Source organism: Allobosea sp. P4_E12, from assembly GCF_056401655.1.
The window spans coordinates 193686-215596 of sequence record NZ_JBFUIY010000007.1; the positions used below are offsets into that span (position 1 = coordinate 193686).

Consider the following 21911-nt stretch of genomic DNA (forward strand, 5'->3'; position numbering starts at 1 on the left):
GCACGATGTTGGACAGGTTCGGCAGCGTCGCTGACCCGCTGGTCGAGATCAATGGACTGACGGTCGCCTTCGACGGCGTGAAGGTGTTGCACGGCATCGATCTCTCGGTCGCACGCGGCGAGGCGGTCGGCCTGGTCGGCGAGTCCGGCTGCGGCAAATCGGTGACCTGGCTGGCAGCCCTCGGCCTGCTGCCGAAGAAGGCGAGCGTCTCCGGCAATGTCAGGCTGGGCAGCACGGAACTGATCGACGCCGAACCGGACGTGCTGGACACGGTGCGTGGTGGGCGCATTGCCATGATCTTCCAGGATCCGGCGAGCGCGCTCAACCCGGTCCTTCGCCTCGGCAAGCAGGTGGGCGAGGCCCTGGCGCTGCATGGCGGCCTCTCGGGTGCGGCGATCAGGGCGGAGGCGAAACGCCTGTTCGATCTCGTCGGGATTCCAGACGCGGCGCGCCGCCTCGACGCGTTCCCGCATGAGCTCTCGGGTGGCCAGAACCAGCGCGTAATGATCGCCATGGCGCTCGCCGGCAAACCCGACCTGCTCGTGGCCGACGAACCGACCACGGCGCTCGATGCCACCATCCAGGCGCAGATCCTCGAGCTGTTGACCAAGATCCGGCGCGAGACCGACATGGCGCTCGTGCTGATCAGCCATGATCTCGGCGTGATATCGCAGACCTGCGACCGGGTCTGCGTGATGTATGCCGGGCGGATCATCGAGACCGCCGAGGCTCAGTCGCTGTTCGACGAGCCGCTGCATCCCTACACGCAGGGCTTGATCGCGGCGCTGCCGCCGCTGGAAGGCGTGCGCCGCAGGCTCGACCCGATCGAGGGCAATGTGCCCGAGCCTTGGAACCTGCCACCCGGCTGCGCCTTCGCGCCACGTTGCCCACGGCGGGGCGAGGCCTGCGACGCAGGCGTGCCACCGCTGGCCTGGAAGGCGCCGGGACGCTTTGCGGCCTGCATCAAGGCGCTTCAAGCGGAACCTGTCCGTCCGCGGAAGCCGGTCTACGCATGAGCGCTCCCTTGCTTCAGACGAGAAATGTCGCGCGCTGCTACGGCATGCGCAAAGGCCTGCTGGGCCGATCTATCGAGGTGCGCGCCGTCGACGGCGTCTCGCTGACGGTCGAGCGTGGCCGGACGCTTGGCCTCGTCGGTGAATCCGGCTCCGGCAAATCGACCACGGGCCGGCTCGCGCTCGGGCTCGAGAAGCCCGACGCGGGGGATGTTCTGTTCAACGGCGCTCCGATGCCGGCCACGGACACCTTGGCCTGGCGCCAGATGCGCGCGCGCATGCAGATGATCTACCAGGACCCGCTGGGCGCGCTCGACCGGCGTCTCCAGATCGTCGAACAGGTGCGCGAGCCCTTCGACGTGCATGGGCTCGGCGAGCCGAAGGAGCGTGAGGCGCTGGCCTTCGCGTTGCTGCAATCGGTCGGCCTGCGCGCCGACCAGGGCCGGCGCTACCCGCATGAACTCTCCGGAGGGCAGCGCCAGCGCGCTGTCATCGCCCGCGCGCTTGCCACCAAGCCGGACCTCCTGGTCTGCGACGAGCCGGTCTCGGCGCTCGACGTCTCCATCCAGGCCCAGGTGATCAATCTCCTGGTCGATATCCAGCAGGAACTCGGCCTCGGTCTGCTCTTCATCAGTCACGATCTCAAAGTGGTCAGGCAGGTCAGCCATCGCGTCGCGGTGATGTATCTCGGCCGGATCGTCGAAGAGGGCGAGGCCGATCTGCTGCTCTCCAATCCGGCACATCCCTATACCGAGGCCCTGGTCTCGGCCGCGCCGGTGCCCGGCCGCCGCACGCGCCCCCGAATCGTGCTGCAGGGCGACCCGCCGAATCCTGCGGCGCGCCCCTCGGGATGCGCCTTCCACCCACGCTGCCATGCGGCGCGCGAGCGCTGCAAGGTCGAGAGCCCGTTGCTGAAGCCGATGCCGGACGGCCGGCTTGCTGCCTGCCATGTCGCGCATGACCAGGCCAACTTCCTGAAGGCGGCGAGCTGATGCTGCGTTTCTTCTTTCTGCGTCTCGGGCGCGCGGCGCTGACCGTTGCCCTCGTCGTTACTTTCGCCTTTGTCGTGCTCAGGCTTTCGGGCGATCCGGCGCTGATCATCATGAGCGTGGATGCGCCGCCCGAGGCCATTGCCGCCTTCCGCAAGGCCTGGGGCCTCGATGATCCGATCTGGCTGCAATATCTGCGCTATTTCTCGGCGATTGGGCAGGGTGAGCTTGGCCAGTCGATGCGCGACGGCCGGCCGGCTCTCGAACTCGTCGCCGAGCGCATTCCGGCCACGCTGGCGCTGACCCTGCCGGCGCTTGCGCTCAAGCTCGGCATCGGCATCCCCGCCGGCATCTATGCCTCCCTGCATCGCGACAGCCTGATCGACCGCATCGTCATGGTCACGGCGGTCGCGGGCTTCACGGTGCCGAGCTTCGTGCTCGGCCTGGTTCTGGTGCTGATCTTCTCGGTCCAGCTCGGATGGCTGCCCTCCGGCGGCCAGGAGAGCTGGCGCCACGCCATCCTGCCGGTGTTGACGCTCGGCATTGGCGGCGCCGCAGTGCTTGCCCGCTTCACCCGCAGCGCCATGCTCGAGGTGCTCGGCCAGTCCTATATCCGCACGGCCAGCGCCAAGGGCGTGCCGTGGCCTGCCGTAGTGCGCGGCCACGCGCTGCCCAACGCCGCAGTCCCGACCGTCACCATCGTCGGCTTCATGGTCGGCAGCCTGATCGCCGGCGCAGTGGTGGTCGAGAGCGTGTTCTCATGGCCGGGCGTCGGGCGGCTGCTGGTGGTGTCGGTCGCCAACCGCGATCTTGCCATCGTGCAGTGCATCCTCCTGCTGGTCGCGATCACCATGGTCAGCGCCAATCTGATCGTCGATCTGCTCTACGGTGTGCTCGATCCACGCCTGCGCAGCGGCGCCAAGGCGGGAGGGCATTGAGATGGCCGATATCACAGCCACCGGCGCCACCCCTACCTCCGTCGACAAGACTGCCCCGCAACCGAAGAACCGCATCCCGCTGCTGGTCTGGTTCGGGCTGATCTGGATCGGCTTCATCCTGATCGTGGCGCTGACGGCGGACTGGATCACGCCCTATCGTTTCACGGCCTACGATCTGCGCAATCGGCTTTCGCCGCCCGGCCATGTGCTGCACTGGCTCGGCACGGACGAACTCGGCCGCGACGTGCTCTCGCGCCTGATCATTTCGATCCGCATCTCGCTGCTGGTCGCCTTCGGGGCGACCGTGATCTCGGCGGTGTTCGGCACGGTGATGGGCTTTCTCGCCGCGCATTTCCGCGGCTGGGTCGAGCAGTTCGTGCTGATGCTGGCCGATTTCCAGGCGGCGATGCCCTTCCTGATCCTTGCGTTGTCGGTGCTTGCCTTTTTCGGCAATGCGCTGCCGCTCTTCATCGGGCTGATGGGGCTCTACGGCTGGGAGCGCTATGCCCGCATCTCGCGCGGCCTGGCGATCTCGGCAGGGGCGCAGGGCTATGCCGGGGCTGTGCGCCAGATCGGGGCAAGCCCGGCACGCGTCTACCTGCGCCATATCCTGCCGAATATCGCCTCGACGCTGATCGTCTCGATGACGCTGACCTTTCCTGAAGTCATCCTGCTCGAGAGCGGGCTCTCCTTCCTAGGGCTCGGCGTGCAGCCTCCGATGACCAGCCTCGGCAATATGGTCGGCTATGGTCGCGAATATCTGACCCGTGCCCCCTGGATCATGCTCGCGCCAGCCTGCACCATCGTGCTGACGACGCTGGCGGTGAGTCTCGTCGGCGACTGGCTGCGCGACCGGCTCGATCCGACCCTGCGCTGATCCTGGAGAGACAACATGCATCCCAATGGCGTCCGCGGTTTCGGCATCACGGCTCCGCGCCCCAAGAGCGACCTCTCCGATTTCGCGGCGATCCTCGACAAGGTCGAGACGCTCGGGGTCGAGTCCACGGAATTGCCGATCTTCGACATGGACCTGATCATCGGGGGGCGCATCCGCCGTCCGCATCTCGATCTGCTCAAGCGAGCCTGTGCCGGGCGCAAGCTCGCCTATTCCGCGCATGGTCCGCTGGCGATCAATTTCTTCGATGATCCGGCCCGCCTGCCGCGCCATTTCGAGGTGCTGAAAGCCTCGCTGGAGATCGCGGCCGAGGTCGGCGCCGTGCATTACGTCATGCATTCCGGGGTCATGCCGGCCCAGCCCGGCGAGGTGGTCGAGGCTGCCTATGACCGCCAGCGCGAATGGCTGTCGAGGGCCGGGGATGTGGCGCGCGAGCTCGAGCTCCTGCTTTGCGTCGAGACCATGTTCGGTGGCCACCACGGCAGGATGCACGCCTCGATGCCGTCGCGGCTCGCCGAGGAACTCGTCGAGATCGGCCACTCCCATGTCTGGGCGACGCTCGATTTCAGCCATTCCTACCTGCGCACAGGCTATTTCGGCGGCGACTATCTCAGCGAGATCAAGGCGCTTGCCCCTCTCGCCAAGCATCTGCATGTGCACGATTCCTTCGGCCGGGCTGATGCGATCGAGACCTACAGCCTGAGCGAGAAGCTTGCCTTCGGACACGGCGACCTGCATCTGCYGGTCGGCTGGGGCGACATTCCCTGGCAGGAGCTCATGGAGGCCTGTGTCTTCCCGGACGGTGTCCTCTTCAACATCGAGCTCAATCCGCGTTTCTGGTACGCCGCCGATGAGTGCGTGGCTGCAACACGGGCGCTTGCGATGCAGGCGCTGACCAGCGGCCTGAGGAAGAGCGCATGAGCAAACCCGCCAAGGCTGCAGCCGCCCGCGTCGTCATCGGCGTCTTCGATGGCCTGCGCCCGGACTTCATCACGCCCGAGCTGATGCCGAACCTGGCGCGTTTCACAGGGCAGGGCACCTGGTTCCGCGAGGCGCGCAGCGTCTTTCCGTCGATGACGCGCGTGGCCACCACGTCGATCGCAACGGGTGCGCCGCCAAAGGTGCACGGCGTCGTCGGCAACGCCTTCCTGTTCCCTGAGGTGACCCGCGAGCACGCGCTCGACATGAGCCGCGCCGACGATATCGCACTGGCGGAGGCTGCGACCGGTGGAGGCCTGGTCGAGGCCGAGAGCTTCGGCGATGTGCTGGCGAAGGCCGGCAAACGGCTCGCCGTGGTCCATACCGGTTCGGCCGGCTCTGCCTATCTGATCAATCCGCGTGCCAGGGCCAACGGCCACTGGACCTTCTCGATCCTCGGGCGCGAGCACAGCCAGACGCCGGACGCGGTGGACGAAGTCGTCGCGCGCTTCGGGGCGCTGCCGCCGCGCAGCCTGCCCCGCTTCGAGGAAATCGATTACGCGGAACGGGTGCTGCGCGAGCATGTGCTGGCCGAGATGAAACCCGACGTCGCGCTGATCTGGTTCAATGAGCCCGACACCTCCTTCCATTACCGCTTTCTCGGCTCGCCCGAGACGCTTGCGGTACTCAGACATGTCGATGCCGCCTTCGGCAGGCTGCTTGAATGGATCGAGGGGCAGCCCGATGCCGAGCGCTATGCCGTCGTCGCGGCCTCGGATCACGGCCAGATCTCGACCAAGGGCGAGCTCGCTCTCTCCGAGTTGCTGCGTGGGCAAGGCCATGCCGGTCGCCGTGCCGCCGAGCGCACGCTGGCCGGCGCCTGCTTCTCGATGACGGGCGGCAATATGGGGGAAATCCGCATCCTCGAGGGAGGAGCGGCCCGGCGCGACGCGATTGCCGCCTGGCTCCGGGAGCAGGACTTCCTGGGCATGCTCTTCGCGAAGGCCCGCAACGAGGTCGAGGGCGAGGTCGAGGGAAGTTTTGCGCTCTCGCTGGTCGATCTCGATCACGCGCGCCAGCCCGATCTCATCTATGTCCTGCGCTCCGGCGACGAGCCCGACAGCTATGGCAATCCCGGGCTCGGGCTCCTGACCAAGTTCGATGTGCCGGTTGGCGGCGGCATGCATGGCGGGCTCAACCGGCACGAACTCAACACCGTCCTGGCCGTCCGCGGTGGCGGCTTTGAGTCCGGGACGAAGGATGACCGCGCCTGCGGCATCATCGATATCGGCCCCACCGTGCTCGGCCTGCTCGGCCTTTCACCGGCTCAGACGATGCTGGGCCGGAATCTGGCGCAGCCGGCGACGGAGCAGCGGACCCGTTCGTTCGAGACCGGCACCGGCGGGTTCCGTCAGCGCCTCGAACGCGTCGACCGCGAGGGATCGCGCATCATCCTCTCCGGCGCGCGAGGCTGACCTCGGGGGCGGGAGCACGTTCCGCTCCTGTCCGAAGCGCATCGAAGCGAGGCGCCCGGCCCCTTCGACATGCTTGCCGTCGTGCCGGTCATCCCAGCCACCGGGATGAGCGGGCAGCTAGAGTTCGCGCTCCGTCTCACTCTCCTCCCGCACCGGAGCGACCAGGAGATTGGGGCCGAGGGGGCGCCCGGCTGAGGGATGCTTCGGCCCCTCAGTTCGCATGGCCTTAGGCATCGGCGGCGTCGTCCGCGCCAGGATCATCCGCCCCAGCATCATCCACACGCCGCTCATCATGAGCGGAGATCCAGGCGGAGAGCCCGGGCAGGCGCTCGCCGGACGCCGCGAGTTGGCGCAATGTCGCCCGCACGGCGTGACGCGCAAACCGATCCTGTGGGGCGGGAACGGTGGAGGGGGCGGCTCCTGCGGCAATGGCCGCGAGCACGCTCTCCTTCAACCGGACCAGTTCGACATCGCCATAGCGCATCAGCAGGTCCTGGAACTGCTTCTGGGCCGTCGCATAGAACGGTGTCGGCCGGCCCATCGCATCCTTGACCGGATGCGCCGGCACGAGATGAGCACAGGGCACGAGGCCTGCCGGTACGAGCTCGGTGGCGGCATGCGTCCGGCCGGAGCGCATCAGCTTGGGCAGGACATGGGTATGCGGCCCCTCGGGGCTCTTGCCGTCTGCCGGGGGGATTGGCTGGTAGACTTCACAACGGCCGAAACGGGTGATGAAGACGCGATGCGGCCCGGCTGCGACGATGGCGGCCATGGTGGTGTTGCCGGCCTCGAAAAGCGGGCGGCCGCATGCGGCGCGCAAGGCTGCGATCAGCCCCGGGGTGCTGGTTCGGATGCAGATGTCGACCTGCAGGGTATCGAGGCCCATGTCGAAGAGAAGGCCCTCGCGATCCTGCTCGCGCAGCGCGTCGCCGTCGGGGCCGAGCTCGGTCAGAACCGTGCGCCGGCTCATCGCGCAGGCGGTCTCGGGCAGGCAGAGCGCGAGGCGGTGGCTCCAGCCCTGGCCGGTCGCGGATTCCGATGCGAAGGGCGTCACGCCGGTCAGATTGCGAAAGCCAATGCCGCCGCGCGCAGTCGTGGCCGCAAGGAGATGAGTCTTATCAGTCAGCTGAACGGGTTCGTTCGAATCGCGCATGAACTCGGCGATGGCGCCAAAGGTGCCGAGATTCCATTGCGAGGCTGGATCGGCGAGATGAGCGCGCAGGAGCGCACGAATGTCGTCAGGGGCTGTCATGTCACGACTGTTCCGATGTAAGGCGCCGCCAAGGCAGCAGGTAGGGTGCGCCGGCTTCCGAACCGCGGGCCGCGGTAATGCCGAAGACGGCAGCAAGGTTGGCGTCGTTGAGGACGATTCCGGGCGAGCCATCGGCAATGAGCCTGCCGCGATCGAGCAGGATCAGGCGATCGCAGAAACGCGCGRCCAGCGTCAGATCATGCAGGATGACCGCTACCCCGGTGCCGCCGGCAGCCGTCCGGTGCAGAAGCTCCATGACCTCGAGCTGGTGTAGCGGGTCGAGCGCCGCGAGAGGTTCGTCGGCGAGCAGGATCGGCGCCTCGACGGCGAGCGCACGCGCCAGCAGCACGCGCATGCGCTCGCCGCCCGAGAGCGTCTCGACTGTCCTGTCGGCGAACGCCGTGGCGTCGGCCGCTGCGATGGCGCGCGTGATTGCGGCGCGATCGGCCTCGTTCTCGCCGGCAAAGGGCTGGCGATGCGGCAGCCGCCCAAGCCCAACGAGGGCCTCCGCGCGCATCGACCAGTGTACCGCGCCGCCCTGCGCAAGGAAGGCGATGCGCCGCGCCAATTCCTTGCGCCCGAGCGACTTGGCGGTCAGCCCGTCGTAGCGCACCTGGCCGGAATCGGGCGTGACCAGGTCGGAGAGCACGCGCAGCAAGGTCGTCTTGCCAGCACCGTTGGGGCCGATCAGCCCGACCATTTCGCCTGCCGAAAGCGCGATATCGATGTCGCGCAGGATCGGCTTCCCGCCGAGCGTGAGCGAAACTCCCGAGGCTTCGATCTTCATCAGACCTCCCGCCGCAGGCGATGGATCAGGTGGAACAGGAAGGGGGCTCCGATCAGCGCCGTGACCACACCGAGCTTCAGCTCGGGCCGGATCGGGGCGAGGCGCAGAGCGGTATCGGCTGCGAGCGTCAGGATCGCTCCGCCAAAACCGCTGACGAGCAGCAGCCGGCCCGGTCGGTTGCCGACCAGCGGGCGCAACAGATGCGGCACGACGAGGCCGACGAAGCCGATCGCGCCGGTGACCGCGACCGCGCTGCCGACGGCGAGTGCAGCTCCGCCGATTAGTCGGGCGCGCAGCCAGGTCAGGTCGAAGCCGAGACTCTTGGCCGTGTCCTCGCCCAGGGTGAGAGCGTCGAGGGCAGGTGCGGTCGAAAGCAGCAGCAGCCAGCCGAGGAGCATCGGCGGCAGCACGAGCCAGACATGGAGCAGGCTGCGATCCGCGAGCGAACCCATCAGCCAGAATACGATTTCCAGCGCGGCGTAGGGATTTGGCGCGAGGCTGAGCGCAAGCGCGGTCATCGCACCGGCGAAGCTGTTGATCGCAACGCCCGCGAGGATCAACGTCATCGTTCCGGCGCCGCGCCCCATGAAGGCGTAGAGCAGAAGCGTTGCCAGTGCGGCGCCGGCCATGCCGCCCAAGGGGAGGGCGAGCGCCATCGTCGCCGACAAGCCGCTGTAGAAGACCACGACCGCGCCGAAGGCGGCGGCGCTTGAAATTCCGAGGATTCCGGGTTCGGCAAGCGGATTGCGCAGCAGGCCCTGCATGGCGGCGCCGGCAAGCCCGAGACTGAAACCGACGAGCGCGCCCAGCAGCGCGCGCGGCAAGCGCAGCTCGACAAGGACGAGCGCCGGCAGGGTCTTCCGTCCGGCGAGGGCGTCGGCGAGGGCCGCCTTGATGTCGAGTGGGGCATACCCCACCGCCATGGAAACGAGCATCATGGCCAGCATCAATAGGGCCAGCATGACAATGAGCCGCGCCAGCTTCGGCGTCGTCGCTCGTACCGTTTCCTGAACCGCCAATGTCATGAGCGCGATCCTTGCGTACGGGAGGCGGCAAGCAGCTCGATCGCATCGAGCACGGCCGGTCCGGCGCAGGTCCAGAGTTTCGAGGGGAGGGCGACGAGCCTGACCCGCTCGCCGAGCTTCGTCAGGAGCGGATGATGAAGGATCTCATGGGCGAGCGAGGGCGGCCCGCCCGGCGTGGTGTTGAGGATCAGCATGTCGGCCTGTCCGAGCGCGACGGTCTCCAGCGCGATCTGGCCGTAATTGTCGATGCCGAGTTCGGCGGCGAGATTGGTCAGGCCGGCGCGGGTCAGGATCTCGTCCACCAGCGAGCCGCGCCCGACCGTGAACCCGTTCGGCCGCAGGACCAGCGCCCTGGGATGGCCCGCGCTTTGGTTGGCGGCGAGCGTGTCGAGGCGCCGGTCGATCGCTGCGATCAGGGCCGCGCCGCGTTCTGGCTCGCCGAGCAGGGCCGCCATCTCGGCGATCTGGGCACGCATTTCAGCGAGATTGCGCGGCACCCCGAATTCGCGGACGGGAACACCGGCCTTCTTCAGCAGCGCGACCGTGCTGCGCGTCGTGTAGGCGCCAGCGATGATCAGATCGGGCTTGTAACTCAGCACCTCCTCCACCAGACCGTGATTGGCCGGGATGGTCTTGGCAATCTCGGCCATGTTGGCGTTGCGCGGGTCCTGCGAGAGCCAGGTGACCGAGGCGATGCGCTCGCGCTCGGCGAGCCGCAGCACCAGTTCGTCCGAGCACATGTTGAGCGAGACGATGCGGGATGGCTTGGCCGGCGTTTCGGCGGCCGTCAGGCCGCCGAAACCGAGCAAGAGGCCAAGCGCCAGAACGGCGCCGCGAGTCATCGCGCGGGCCGCCCAAGGCTTCACAGCGTTACCTTCAGGCCGCCATAGGCGCTCAGACCCGGCACCAGGAAGCCGACGGGGTTCTCGTAGCGCTTGTCCAGCAGGTTATCGATGCGGCCGAAGACACTGAGCCTGTCCGTCGCCTTGTACTCGGCGGCGAGATTGACGATGGCCGCACCCGGCGCCCGCATGCGCGAGATCGAGAAGTCACGGTTTCCGTCGACGCGCTCACCCACATAGATCAGCGTCGCCGAAAGGGTGAGCTTGTCAACCGGGGTCCAGCTCGCCGTCACGCTGGCCTTGTGACGGGGACGGCGCAGCAGTTCCTGCCGGGCGATGTCGTCCTTGGCGATGGTGAAGGTGTAGTCGGCCCGCACCTTGAACTGCGGCGAGATTTCGAGCGCGGTAAAGGCCTCCACCCCCTTGGTCGTGGCCTTGCCGATATTGGCATAGGAGTTCCGCGCCACGTTGGTGACGATCAGGTTCTCGATGTCGTTGTGGAAATAGGTGGCGCCGAACCGGACCTTGTCATCGAGGAGAGGCTGCTCGAAGCCAAGATCCCAGCCGCGGCTTTCTTCCGGCTTCAGGTTGGGATTGCCGAAGAAGTTGAAGGCCGGGCGAGAATCGCTGAAACGCTCGCTCAGGGTCGGGGCCTTGAACCCCGTGCCATAGCTCCCCTTCAGCTTGGTTTCGATTTCCGGCACGATATAGGCTGGCGCGAAGCGGTAGGTCGTGTGGCCGCCAAAGGTCTCGTCATCGTCGTAGCGGATGTTCGAGACCATGAAGAGCCGGTCGCCGAAATTCGACTGGAGTTCGGCAAAGGCGCCCGTATTGCCGTTGGATGCCGTGAGCGCGCGGGTTTCCAGCCGTTCGCGCTCGTATTGCAGACCCATCACCAGGGTCTGCCCCTTCATCAGCTCAAGGTCGCCGCGCCAGTCGACCTTGGTGCGCTCGCCGAGATTCTCCGTCGGCAGGCCGAGGATACCAATCGCATTCGGCGTGCGGCCGGTGCGGTCCTGATTGCTGTAGGACAGGCCGAAGCGATTGACGAAGCGCCCACCAAGCGGATCCCAGACGACCTCTCCGCGGGTGAAGGCCTGCTTGTAGTCCTGGCTGCTGCGGAAGCTGCTGGGCGTGCTCGGAAAGCCGGAATCGCCGGTGAAGAGCAGGTAGCCGTCAGTGTGGCGGCCGACCCAGTTCAGCGACAGCGTATCGGACAGCGCGACGCCGAACCGGGCCGAATAGGTCCAATTGTCGTAGGAATTCGGGTTGACGCGGCGCCCCGACGGCACGAGCCCGGGAGGCGTCACCGGGGTCGAATCCGATTTGAAATGGGCGATGCTGAGGGCGTAGTTGAAGCGGTCATCGCCGCCGCTGAGGCCGACCGACTGGTTGAAGGTGCCGTATGAGCCGGCCTCGGCTCGGGCCGTGAGCTTCGGCGGACCCTCGCCACGCTTGGTGGTGATCGAGATGACGCCGCCCAGCGCGTTGGCGCCGTAGAGGCCGCTTTGCGGTCCGCGTAGCACTTCGATGCGCTCGATGTCGTCGGTCAGCATCGAGCCGAAATCGAAGGAGCGGTTCGGGGTCGACGGGTCGTTGGCCTCGATGCCGTCGATCAATACCTTGACGTGGTTGGAGTTGGTGCCGCGGATGAAGACCGAGGTCAGCCCGCCCGGCCCGCCGGTCTGCACGATATTGAGGCCGGGAACGGCGGCGAGCGCCTGCGGCAGGGTCCGGCGCTGCTCGCGCTCGATATCACCGGCAGTGATGACGGTCACGGAATTGGCGATCTCGCGCGCTGGCGTGGGTCGCGTCGTCGCGCTGACGACGATTTCGTCGAGGGCAATCGATTCGGTGGCTGACTGGGCGGATGCCTGGTTGGCGGGGAGGGAGCCGGCGGAGACAAGGAGCGACAGGGTGATGAGCAGCCGGCTGCGCCGGGCAACCTTGGGAGGACGGATCACGATGGAACCTCGGGCGTTGACGTCTGTGGCACGTCACCGCGAACGCGAGGCCCCGTCCGCTGCCCTTAGCCAGCGTGCAGTTCAACAAGCGATCGAAACACCCCGTCCGAACGTGTTCGCGTGTGACCACGGCTGACGGCAGGTCTCCTGGCTCGCGGGTCGGTGCCTTGTCGCCGCCTTCCCAGGTCCGAGGGCCCCAGTGGCGTGTGGCGAAAGGCTCGCCGCTTACAGTTGCGGGGGCAGCCACGGCATTGAATGGCGAACCATCCGCACCGCATTCCCTTTTGATCCCCTAAGGGAACCGTCGCTGGCGAGGTAAGGCCGGAACGGCCGCTGCGTCAATGATCGTTGGTGCGGGTGTCCCCAGGCGAACGCAGGTCGTCATCCCTCAAAATGCGCCAGCTCGGTCCCTCGAGATCGCTGAACTGGCCGGTGCGCATGCACCAGAAGAAGGCCGCCAACCCCAGCAGTCCGAGACCGAGTGCCAGGGGGAACAGGATCACCAGGATATTCATGACGCCACTCCCGTATTCTGCCGCGGCAGGCCGCGTCCCGCGCGCAGCGCGTTGAGCGTGACCACCAGTGACGAGCCCGACATCGCGACGGCTGCGACGAGCGGCGTCGCGAAGCCCGCGACGGCAATCGGCACCGCGACGGCATTGTACAGCACCGCAAACCAGAGGTTTTCCAGCATGAGGTTGCGCGCCCTGCGGGCGATGCGCAGGCTGTCGGCGACCGGCATCAAGCTGTCGCCGATGAAGACAATGTCGGCCGAGGCCTGCGCCAGGTCGGTCGCGCTGATCGGCGAGATCGAAACATGGGCCTTGGCAAGGGCCGGAGCGTCGTTGAGCCCGTCGCCGATCATCAGCACCTTGCGCCCCTTGGCGCTGAGCCGGTCGAGCGCCTTGAGCTTCTCGTCGGGACGCAGGCCGGCTTCGGCCTCCGTGATACCGAGGGCCGAGGCGACCGGCGCGACAGCTTCGCTTCGGTCGCCGGAGAGAATGCGGATCTCGAGGCCGAGACCGCGTAGCGCGGCGATACAGTCGCGCGCCTCCGGCCGGATCTTCTGATCGACCGCGAAGATGGCGCATTCAGTGCCATGGCGCCAGGCGATCAGGGAGGCTGAGGGATGGCGCGCGGCGACGATGGCGGCTTCCGCCCCGGCCTCGCAATAAGCGACGCTGCCGAGACGGGTCTCGATCCCATCCACAATCGCGCTCAGGCCTGCGCCGTGATTTTCGCTGACATCGCTCGCAGGAGCAGGATGGCCGGCGGCACGGGCGATGGCGCGGGCGAGAGGGTGGCGGCTCGCGGCTGCCAGCCTGCCCGCCGCCTGCAAGGTTGCGGTATCGATCTCAGCGCCATTGACCAGATCGGGGTCCGGCAGGGTGAGGGTGCCGGTCTTGTCGAAGACAGCGACATCGGCTTCGGCCAGGCGCTCCAGCGCATCGCCCTGTTTCAGCATGACCTTGCGCTTGAACAGGGCAGACGCAGCAACGACCTGCACGGCCGGAATCGCCAGCCCCAGCGCGCAGGGGCAGGTGATGATCAGGACGGTGATGGCGATGATCAGTGCTTCGGGCCAGGGCAGGCCGAAGGCCATCCAGCCCAGCAGGGTCGCGAGCGCCGTGGCGTGGACGAGAGGGGCGTAGACCCTTGCCGCCCGATCGGAAAGCTTGACATAGCGGGAGCGGCTTTCGACCGCGCGCGCCATCAGGGCATCGATCTCGTCGAGCAGGGTGCCGCTGGCTGCGGCTTCGACCTTGACGGTCAGGGCCCCGGAGAGGTTCACGGTGCCGGCATAGACCTGCGCGCCGGCCATGACGGCATGCGGCAGGGTTTCACCGGTGACGAGGCTCTGGTCGATTTCGGAGGAGCCGGTCTCGATGATGCCATCGACACTGACGCGCTCGCCCGGCTGGATCAGGACGCGGTCGCCGGGCACGATGGCCGCGATCGGCGTCACCATCGCCTCGCCATTCGGCATCAGCCGGGTCGCGGTTTCGGCCTTCAACGCGGCAAGATTGCCAGCGAGGTCGCGCGTGCGGCGGCGCATCAGCTGGTCGAGATAGCGCCCGATCAGCAGGAAGAAGATCAGCATCACCGCGCCGTCGAAATAGGCATGCTCGGCGTGGTTCCAGGTCACCACCACCGACATGCCGAGCGCGAGCACGATGCCGAGCGTGATCGGCACGTCCATGTTGACGGCGCGGGCGCGCAGAGCCCGGAGCGCACTCTCGAAGAAGGGGCGGCCGGCATAGGCGGCGGTTGGCAGGGCAATCAGCGCCGAGAGCCAGTGAAAGAAGTCGCGCGTGACCGGATTGATGTCGCTGCTATTGCCCGACCAGACCGAGACGGAGAGCAGCATGATGTTCATCGAGGCGAAGCCGGCGACGCCGAGATAGCGCAGCAGCCGCCTTTCCTCGCTTGTGTCGTCCTCACGGCCGGAGGCGGGCAGGAAAGGGTAGGCCTTGAAGCCGAGCCGGGAGAGGCGCTCGATCACGGCCTCTGGGCGCAGTACGCCTTCCGTCCATTCCACCGTGACGCGCTTCAGCGCGAGATTGACCCGGGCGCTGAGGATACCGGTCTCATGGGCAAGGCCGTTCTCGATCGCGTGCATGCAGCCGGCGCAGCGGATGTTCTCCACCGCGAGTTCCATGCCCGCGACGCCGCTTTCGCGATGGCGGATGAAGACGGAGAGATCCTGCTGCGCGGCCATGAGCCTCACTCCTTCAGCATCATGCGGCTGCGGGAGGAGAAGGCCGGGTCCCGATCGCGCTTTGCCTCGACCACCAGGGTCCAGGCGCCGGCATGCAGCCCCGGCACCGTCGCGGAATAGTGGCCCGGGGCAGTTTCGGTCAGCGTCACCTCGCGGTCCTGCTGCCGCGTCGCCGGGTGCTGGAGCTTCGCCTCGACTGCGAGCCCTGTGACAGCTGCGCCCGCCTTGTCCTTCAGCAAGAGCGAAACGACCGCGTCGGCGCCGGCACGCACGACCTCGCTCTGGGCCAGCCAGCCGCGTGCGGCCTGGGCCTGCATGCGCGCGATCTCGCCGTTGAAGCGCTGGCTGGTCTCGTAGGCGCTCTTCACATCGGCGCCGGGCATCGTCCGGATGGCCGAGACCATCATCACGCCATTGACGCCCGCGACCACGATGAAGAAGCCGATCATGCCGAAGAGCACGGCACGCCCGCTGAGCTCGAAGGGCCGGCGCCGAGTTGGCGCCGGTGGGGCTGGAAAATCGATCGGCATGATGAAGCCTCCGCAACAGTTCATGATGCGTTCTCTAGGGAGCGATGAAATGATCCCCGGCGGTCACGACCTCTCCGGCGAACAGGTCGGATGCGGTGAAGGTGATCGTCTGGGATTTGTCGAGAGGAATGCCGGCCGGCACTGTCACCAGCGCGCGGATCTCGCGCGAGGAATCGGGGTCGACCGTGATGATCGGGCGAAGATCGGCCGTCGCCTGGGTTCCGACGGTCTCGACCCGGATACCGGGCAGGCCGGAGACGGTGAGCGCGAAGGGACGGGAATCCGGGCGTTTGTTCAGCAGGCGGATGGTGTAGGCGTTGCGGATCGAGCCGTCGCTGAGCGTCACGAAGAGCGGGGTGCGCTCGTGCAGCACGGAGATTCCCGCCGTGCTGCGGGTTGCGAGCTGGTAGATCATGGCTCCGCCGACGAGCCCGATCAGCGCGGTGTAGATCAGGGTGCGGGCGCGGATCAGGCGATAGACCGGCTTCTGGCCAGCGATACGCCGCTTGACGTTGTCGTCGGTGTCATAGGCGATCAACCCGGCCGGGCGGTTGATCTTGAGCATGACCGTATCGCAGGCATCGATGCACAGGCCGCACTGGATGCAGTCCATCTGCGAGCCATCGCGGATGTCGATACCCGTCGGGCAGACCGCGACGCACTGGTAGCAGTCGATGCAATCGCCAGCCGGCTCGTTGGCGGCACGCAGGCGCGTGGCCTGCTTGACCGAGACGCGCGGATCGCCGCGATCGTAGCGATAGGTGACGTTGAGGGCGTCGTCGTCGGTCAGCGCTGCCTGGATGCGCGGCCAGGGACACATGAAGGTGCAGACCTGCTCGCGCATGATCCCGGCGAGCGCATAGGTGGTGAAGGTCAGGATGCCGATCCAGACATAGGCCGAGAGCGGAGCCGTGAAGGTCGCGAGTTCCCGCACCAGGGTTGGCGCATCCGCGAAATAGAGCACCCAGGCGCCGCCGGTCCACCAGGCGATCACGAGCCAGACCAGGTGCTTGCCGGTCTTCCGGGCGAGTTTGTCGGCGGTCCAGGGCCCCTCGTCGCGCTTCATCCGCTCGCGCCGGTCGCCCTCGAAGGCGCGCTCGACGGCGAGGAAGAGGTCGGTCCAGACGGTCTGCGGGCAGAGATAGCCGCACCAGACCCGGCCAGCGACGGCATTCATCAGGAACAGCATGAAGGCGGCCAGGATCAGCAGGCCGGTGAAGTAGTAGACCTCCTGCGGCCAGATCTCGATGAAGAAGAAATAGAAGCGGTTATTGGCGATGTCGGCGAGCACTGCCTGGTTCGGCAGGTTGGGGCCGCGGTCCCAACGCAGGAAGGGCAGGAGATAGTAGATGCCGAGGCAGAGGACGAGGATGAGCCACTTGGCGCGCCGGAACGGGCCCGACACGCTCTGTGGGTAAACTTTCTTCGACGGCGCGAAGAGCGGAGCGTCTTCGCTTTCCGCGAGTGCCATGTCATTGGCCTCCGCCGAGCGAGTGGACATAGACGGTCAGCGCCTTGATCGTGGTCGGGTCGAGACGCTGGCCCCAGGCGGGCATGACGCCGTTGCGGCTGTTGGTGATGGTCTCGGTCAGGGACGCGAGATCCATGCCGTAGAGCGAGATGGCGTCGGTCAGGTTCGGCGCGCCGAGCTCTTGATTGCCCTTGCCGGCAGGCCCATGGCAGGCCGCGCAATTATCGGCGAAGAGCTTGCGGCCGAGTGCGAGGTCAGCCTTGGGGGCAGTCGACAGTCCGGCCAGTTCGCGCACATGGTTGGCGACCGCGCTGATCTCGTCCCTCTTCAGCATGCCGTCGCGCCCGAAGGCCGGCATCTGGCTGACGCGGGTGTCGTTGTTGCCGGCGACGCGGATGCCGTGCTGCAGCGTGGTCTGAATCGCGGCAAGCGAGCCGCCCCAGAGCCACTCGTCGTCATTCAGGTTGGGATAGCCCTTGGCGCCGCTGCCGCCGACGCCGTGGCAGGCGGCGCAATTGTCGCCGAAGGCGGCCTTGCCCTGTGCCATGGCGACGCGAAACAGGGCGGGGTCGGCCTTGATCTGCTCGAGCGAGGCGTCGGCGAGGCCGCTGGCCAGCGCGGCGCGATCCTTGCGCATGACCGCGAGATCGTCCTCGATCTCCTGTCGCGAGGCGTAGCCGATGACGCCCCTGGTCGCGTCGGTCAGCAGCGGCCAGGCCGGGTAGATGACCCAGTAGCCGACCGACCAGATGATCGTGGCGTAGAAGATGCCGAGCCACCAGCGTGGCAGCGGGGTGTTGAGCTCGCGGATGCCGTCCCACTCGTGACCGGTGGTCGACTGGCCGGTGGCGGCATCGAATTCCGAGGCAGGGTCGTGATGCTTGTTCATGGCTCAGTCCTCCCGCAGGGGAGTGCGGGCGGCCTCGTCGAAGCGCGCGCGGTTGCTCGGCCAGAGCGCGTAGAGGCAAATGGCCAGAAAGGTGCCGACGAAGTAGAGTAGGCCGGCGGATTGGGCGAAGCCCGCGAGCCAATGGTAGGTCGAATCCATGGTGCCCTCGCTCAACGGATGTTGGCCTTGGTGTCGTAGAGCTTGAAGTCGACGAGCGTGCCGAGGACCTGCAGGTAGGCAATCAGCGCATCGGCTTCGGTGACCCGCTTGGGATCGCCGTCGAAATCGCGAATCTGGACCTTGGGGTAGCGCGCTTCGAGTTCGGCCGCCTTGGGGTGGTCGGGCGTGGCCTGGGCCTCGAGGTCGCTCGCGGCTTGCGCGATCATCTCGTCGGTATAGGGCACGCCGCCGCCGCGATTGGCGCGCAGGTGATCGGCGATGTCACCGAAACGAAGCTCGGTTTTCGCCAGGAAGGGGTAGCCCGGCATGATCGACTGCGGCACCAGCGCGCGCGGCTGGTTGAGGTGGCCGAGATGCCATTCGTCGGAATACTTGCCGCCGACGCGGGCGAGATCCGGACCGGTCCGCTTCGAGCCCCACTGGAAGGGCTTGTCGTACATGCTCTCGGCTGCCAGCGAGTAGGGTCCATAGCGCTCGATCTCGTCGCGCAGCGGCCGGATCATCTGGCTATGGCAGTTGTAGCAGCCCTCGCGGACATAGATGTCGCGGCCGGCGAGCTCCAGCGGCGTATAGGGCCGCATGCCTTCGACCTTCTCGATCGTGTTGCGGAGGTAGAAGAGCGGCGCGATCTCGACGAGACCGCCGACCGAGATGACCAGCAGCACGCCGATCACCAGGATGATCGAGTTGGTCTCGAAGATCTTATGCTTGAGCCAGAGCGACTTGCGCGGAGCCGGGTTTTCAATGCTCGACATCTGAGCGTTCCTTACTGCGCGGGGACGAGCTGCGGCTGCAGTGCATGGTCATCGCTCGGGGCGTCGACCGTGCCGTGCCTGACCGTCATCCAGAGATTGAAGGCCATGATCAGCGCCCCGGTCAGGAAGAGCCCGCCACCGAGCGCCCTGATGACGTAGTAGGGCTTCATCGCAGCCACGGTTTCGATGAAGGAGTATTCGAGGAAGCCGAGCGAGGTGTAGGCGCGCCACATCAGGCCCTGCATGATCCCGGAGACCCACATCGCCGAGATGTAGAAGACGATCCCTAGCGTCGAGATCCAGAAGTGCCAGTTGACGAGCTTCAGCGAATACAGCTCACGCCGGTTCCAGAGCCACGGCACGAGGCAGTAGATCGCGCCGAAGGAAATATAGGCGACCCAGCCAAGCGCGCCGGAGTGGACATGCCCGATCGTCCAGTCGGTGTAGTGCGAGAGCGAGTTCACTGCCTTGATCGACATCAGCGGACCTTCGAAGGTCGACATGCCGTAGAAGGCGAGCGAGACCACCATCATGCGCAGCACGGGGTCGGTGCGCAGCTTGTCCCAGGCGCCTGACAGCGTCATCAGCCCGTTGATCATGCCGCCCCAGGAGGGCATCCAGAGCATGATCGAGAAGGTCATGCCGAGGGTCTGCGCCCAGTCGGGCAGGGCGGTGTAGTGCAGGTGGTGCGGCCCGGCCCAGATGTAGAGGAAGATCAGCGCCCAGAAATGGATGATCGAGAGACGGTAGCTGTAGACCGGGCGACCGGCACGCTTCGGCACGAAATAGTACATGATCGCGAGGAAGCCGGCGGTGAGGAAGAAGCCGACCGCGTTATGGCCGTACCACCACTGGAACATCGCATCCTGGACGCCGGACCAGACGACATAGGATTTCGGTGAGAGGATCGAGACCGGCAGCGCCAGATTATTGCCGATATGCAGGACGGCGATGGTCAGGATGAAGCCAAGATAGAACCAGTTCGCCACGTAGATGTGCGGCTCTTTGCGTTTGGCCAAGGTCGCGAGGAATACCAGCAGATAGACCACCCAGACGATGGTCAGCCAGAGATCGGCATACCATTCGGGCTCGGCGTATTCCTTGCCCTGAGTGATGCCGAGCAGATAGCCGGTGCCGGCGAGCACAATGAAGAAGTTGTAGCCGAGGACGACGAACCACGGCGCGATGTCACCGGCCAGACGCGCACGCGAGGTGCGCTGCACGACATAGAAGGACGTGCCGATCAGCACATTGCCGCCGAAGGCGAAGATCACCGCCGAGGTGTGAAGCGGGCGCATCCGGCCGAAATTCGTCCATGGCAGGTCGAAATTCAGGTCGGGGAAGGCGAGCTGAAGCGCGATGATCAGGCCGACTGTGAACCCGGCGATGCCCCAGACCATCGCGGCCACGGTCGCGAACTTGACCGGGTCCATATTGTAGTTCGGCTTGCCGTCGATCTCCTGTGGCGCGGGGCTCGGCGCCGGACTGAAGCAGCGATTGCCGATCAGGAACACCGCGACGAGCGAGGCGACCGCCGCAAGGCTGATATGGAAGGCATAGGCCGGATCGGGCGTCAGGGCGGCGATGATGAGCAGCGGCAACACGCAGCCCGCCGCCAATACGAGGCCTCCCATTTCTCCCGTCGTCGCGCGCCTGATCGGATACCCTGTCGCCGCCATGGCCAGCCCTCGTTTGCTGCAGCGCATCAATGCTGCCAATCGAGAGCGTTAGCGAAGCGGAGCGGGACGGGCCTTGATGCAGATCAACGCAACCTGAGGAGGGTTCCTTTGTTGCGCTGCGGAATCAGCAAGGGCGCCGTCCAACCGGCGCCCTTCAAGCTGCGGGAACTGCGATCAGGCCGCTGCGACCAGTTCCATATGGTCGGTGTTGAGCAGGCGCACGCCATCCGGCACGATCAGGATCGTCTTGTCCTTGGCGAGCTTGGTGAAGGTGCGGCTCACCGTTTCGATCGTCAGGCCGAGGAAATCAGCGATGTCCTGGCGGCTCATCGGCAGCGGCACGGTCACGGACGGCTTGCCGAGCTTGGCCCAGCGGTCGCGCATGGTGAGCAGGAAGCAGATCACCCGCTCTTCTGCGCTGCGGCGGCCGAGCAGCATCATCTGCTCCTGGGCCAGCGTGAGTTCATGGGTGGCGAACTCATGCAGGCGACGCAGCAGATGCGGCTTGGCATTGACCAGCGAGGCATAGGCCGAACGCGAGAAGGCGCAGGCCGAGACCGAGTCGACCGCATCGGCGGAAAAGCCGAAGGCATCGCGCATCGCCAATCCAAGGAAATCGCCCGGCAGCGCAAAGCYGATGATCTGTCGGCGTCCGTCCGGCAGCAGCTTGTAGAGCCGCACCATGCCTTCGACGATGTTGTAGACCGAATGCGCGGGATGGTCCTGAACGAAGACCGTTTCCTTGGCATCGAACGAGGTGTGATGGGAGAGAGCGTTGAGCTCTTCGAGCTCCTCGACGGATAGCGACGCGCACACGCTCGCGAGGCGGACCTTGCAGGCAAGGCATCCGCTGTCCCGTCTTGAATCGTTGCCGCAAGCGGCCTGCTGGCAGTCCACGCGTTCGTACCTCCGTGAACAAGGGAGCATCACACCTTGTTCCCAGTCATTCAAACCCTAGCCGGGACGGCGAGGGCGCTCCTTGATCTGCATCAATGCAGACGATTGGGTGTTCAACTCTGCTGACATATCTCCGCTCAGCAGTTCGGCAATCGTAATGGAAGATATTTTCGAGGCGGTACGCGTCACATCGCAGCAGGCACAGGCAGCCTATGCATTGATGGCGATGGCGAATCCGGGCCTCAGTATCAGTGACTGGGCGGCTTACTTACGCCGCTACGACAAGGAGACAGGCCAGGAGCGCGGCCTGATTGCTCTGTATGACCGGCGTCGCTGCATCCACGGGATCTTCGCTTATGAGATCGCCCAGCCGCTTTCCCGGGAGGCGACGCTCAATGTCTCCGAACTGGCCTCGGTGCGCCTGCCCGGGACCGTCCTGATCGATGCCCTGATGCGTTTCGCCAATACTCTCGCCGGAGAGCTCAATCTTCCGGCCATCGCGCTCGAACTCGAGCCCTCTGCCGTCTGGGCGCAGGACCAGGTGGCCATGGAGCAGCGGGGCTTTGCACTCGAACGGGTCAGGATGCGGGGACGGACCTGGTAACAGCTCACGAAATCGTCGCAGTGACACCAGGGGAATCTGGGTAGGGTCGCGCAGTGCCGCGGGAATCCGTTCACCGGGCGCCTGATTCG

The 21911-nt window shown here is 66.3% G+C and carries 21 protein-coding genes and 1 riboswitch; of the genes, 7 read left to right on the forward strand and 14 right to left on the reverse strand.

Annotated elements, in window-relative coordinates; all coding sequences use genetic code 11:
* Positions 1-5: 5 nt before the first annotated feature.
* Genes AC1DW9_RS11350 through AC1DW9_RS11375 form a run of 6 tightly spaced genes read left to right on the forward strand, consistent with a single transcriptional unit; the run spans position 6 to position 6228 of the window.
* Positions 6-1016 carry an ABC transporter ATP-binding protein gene (locus AC1DW9_RS11350; protein WP_441506008.1) on the forward strand — a complete coding sequence of 337 codons (1011 nt, stop codon included), beginning with the start codon at positions 6-8 and terminating at the stop codon, positions 1014-1016.
* Positions 1013-2005: an ABC transporter ATP-binding protein gene (locus tag AC1DW9_RS11355; protein ID WP_441505895.1), complete on the forward strand. Its 993-nt coding sequence runs from the start codon at positions 1013-1015 to the stop codon at positions 2003-2005. The genes AC1DW9_RS11350 and AC1DW9_RS11355 overlap by 4 nt, the downstream gene beginning before the upstream one ends.
* A complete protein-coding gene (locus AC1DW9_RS11360) occupies positions 2005-2940 on the forward strand; it encodes an ABC transporter permease (RefSeq protein ID WP_441505894.1) in 936 nt (311 codons plus the stop codon). Before AC1DW9_RS11355 ends, AC1DW9_RS11360 begins: the two co-directional genes overlap by 1 nt.
* The gene (locus tag AC1DW9_RS11365; RefSeq protein ID WP_476776344.1) at positions 2936-3817 is read left to right on the forward strand and encodes an ABC transporter permease; all 882 of its coding nucleotides are present in this window, start codon (positions 2936-2938) and stop codon (positions 3815-3817) included. The genes AC1DW9_RS11360 and AC1DW9_RS11365 overlap by 5 nt, the downstream gene beginning before the upstream one ends.
* A gap of 15 nt (positions 3818-3832) precedes the next feature.
* The gene (locus tag AC1DW9_RS11370; protein WP_476855089.1) at positions 3833-4756 is read left to right on the forward strand and encodes a sugar phosphate isomerase/epimerase family protein; all 924 of its coding nucleotides are present in this window, start codon (positions 3833-3835) and stop codon (positions 4754-4756) included.
* Positions 4753-6228, forward strand: a complete 1476-nt coding sequence (locus AC1DW9_RS11375; protein ID WP_441505890.1) for an alkaline phosphatase family protein — start codon at positions 4753-4755, stop codon at positions 6226-6228. The genes AC1DW9_RS11370 and AC1DW9_RS11375 overlap by 4 nt, the downstream gene beginning before the upstream one ends.
* A gap of 226 nt (positions 6229-6454) precedes the next feature.
* Here AC1DW9_RS11375 and AC1DW9_RS11380 read toward each other — a convergent pair whose 3' ends face one another.
* From AC1DW9_RS11380 to AC1DW9_RS11445, 14 genes are all read right to left on the reverse strand, one after another.
* Positions 6455-7480, reverse strand: coding sequence for a DUF6925 family protein (locus tag AC1DW9_RS11380; RefSeq protein ID WP_476776328.1), 1026 nt, complete (start codon positions 7478-7480; stop codon positions 6455-6457).
* Position 7481: 1 nt separating this feature from the next.
* Entirely contained in the window at positions 7482-8267 is a 786-nt protein-coding gene (locus tag AC1DW9_RS11385; protein ID WP_476855090.1) for an ABC transporter ATP-binding protein, read from the reverse strand.
* Positions 8267-9292: a FecCD family ABC transporter permease gene (locus tag AC1DW9_RS11390; protein ID WP_476776329.1), complete on the reverse strand. Its 1026-nt coding sequence runs from the start codon at positions 9290-9292 to the stop codon at positions 8267-8269. Before AC1DW9_RS11390 ends, AC1DW9_RS11385 begins: the two co-directional genes overlap by 1 nt.
* The gene (locus tag AC1DW9_RS11395; RefSeq protein WP_441505886.1) at positions 9289-10134 is read right to left on the reverse strand and encodes an ABC transporter substrate-binding protein; all 846 of its coding nucleotides are present in this window, start codon (positions 10132-10134) and stop codon (positions 9289-9291) included. Before AC1DW9_RS11395 ends, AC1DW9_RS11390 begins: the two co-directional genes overlap by 4 nt.
* 20 nt (positions 10135-10154) lie before the next feature.
* Positions 10155-12098 (reverse strand): TonB-dependent receptor plug domain-containing protein, encoded by a 1944-nt coding sequence (locus AC1DW9_RS11400; RefSeq protein ID WP_476776330.1) that lies wholly within the window; start codon positions 12096-12098, stop codon positions 10155-10157.
* A gap of 120 nt (positions 12099-12218) precedes the next feature.
* Positions 12219-12419: riboswitch (cobalamin riboswitch) on the reverse strand.
* Positions 12420-12436: 17 nt separating this feature from the next.
* The gene (gene ccoS / locus AC1DW9_RS11405; protein WP_113515886.1) at positions 12437-12613 is read right to left on the reverse strand and encodes a cbb3-type cytochrome oxidase assembly protein CcoS; all 177 of its coding nucleotides are present in this window, start codon (positions 12611-12613) and stop codon (positions 12437-12439) included.
* Positions 12610-14817 (reverse strand): heavy metal translocating P-type ATPase, encoded by a 2208-nt coding sequence (locus AC1DW9_RS11410; protein WP_441505884.1) that lies wholly within the window; start codon positions 14815-14817, stop codon positions 12610-12612. Before AC1DW9_RS11410 ends, ccoS begins: the two co-directional genes overlap by 4 nt.
* A 5-nt stretch (positions 14818-14822) precedes the next feature.
* Positions 14823-15347, reverse strand: coding sequence for a FixH family protein (locus AC1DW9_RS11415; protein ID WP_441505883.1), 525 nt, complete (start codon positions 15345-15347; stop codon positions 14823-14825).
* 34 nt (positions 15348-15381) lie between these two features.
* Positions 15382-16818 carry a cytochrome c oxidase accessory protein CcoG gene (ccoG, locus tag AC1DW9_RS11420; RefSeq protein ID WP_441505882.1) on the reverse strand — a complete coding sequence of 479 codons (1437 nt, stop codon included), beginning with the start codon at positions 16816-16818 and terminating at the stop codon, positions 15382-15384.
* Position 16819: 1 nt separating this feature from the next.
* Positions 16820-17707, reverse strand: coding sequence for a cytochrome-c oxidase, cbb3-type subunit III (ccoP, locus tag AC1DW9_RS11425; RefSeq protein WP_441505881.1), 888 nt, complete (start codon positions 17705-17707; stop codon positions 16820-16822).
* Between the two features lie 3 nt (positions 17708-17710).
* Complete coding sequence (locus AC1DW9_RS11430) at positions 17711-17866, reverse strand: cbb3-type cytochrome c oxidase subunit 3 (RefSeq protein ID WP_043235436.1); 156 nt, start codon at positions 17864-17866, stop codon at positions 17711-17713.
* Between the two features lie 11 nt (positions 17867-17877).
* Positions 17878-18642: a cytochrome-c oxidase, cbb3-type subunit II gene (ccoO, locus tag AC1DW9_RS11435; RefSeq protein WP_441505880.1), complete on the reverse strand. Its 765-nt coding sequence runs from the start codon at positions 18640-18642 to the stop codon at positions 17878-17880.
* A gap of 11 nt (positions 18643-18653) precedes the next feature.
* Entirely contained in the window at positions 18654-20321 is a 1668-nt protein-coding gene (gene ccoN / locus AC1DW9_RS11440; protein ID WP_441505879.1) for a cytochrome-c oxidase, cbb3-type subunit I, read from the reverse strand.
* Positions 20322-20495: 174 nt separating this feature from the next.
* Positions 20496-21248, reverse strand: coding sequence for a helix-turn-helix domain-containing protein (locus AC1DW9_RS11445; RefSeq protein ID WP_476855091.1), 753 nt, complete (start codon positions 21246-21248; stop codon positions 20496-20498).
* A 52-nt stretch (positions 21249-21300) separates the two neighbouring features.
* Between AC1DW9_RS11445 and AC1DW9_RS11450 the strand changes: the two genes are divergently transcribed.
* Entirely contained in the window at positions 21301-21822 is a 522-nt protein-coding gene (locus AC1DW9_RS11450; RefSeq protein WP_441505877.1) for a hypothetical protein, read from the forward strand.
* Positions 21823-21911 lie beyond the last annotated feature (89 nt).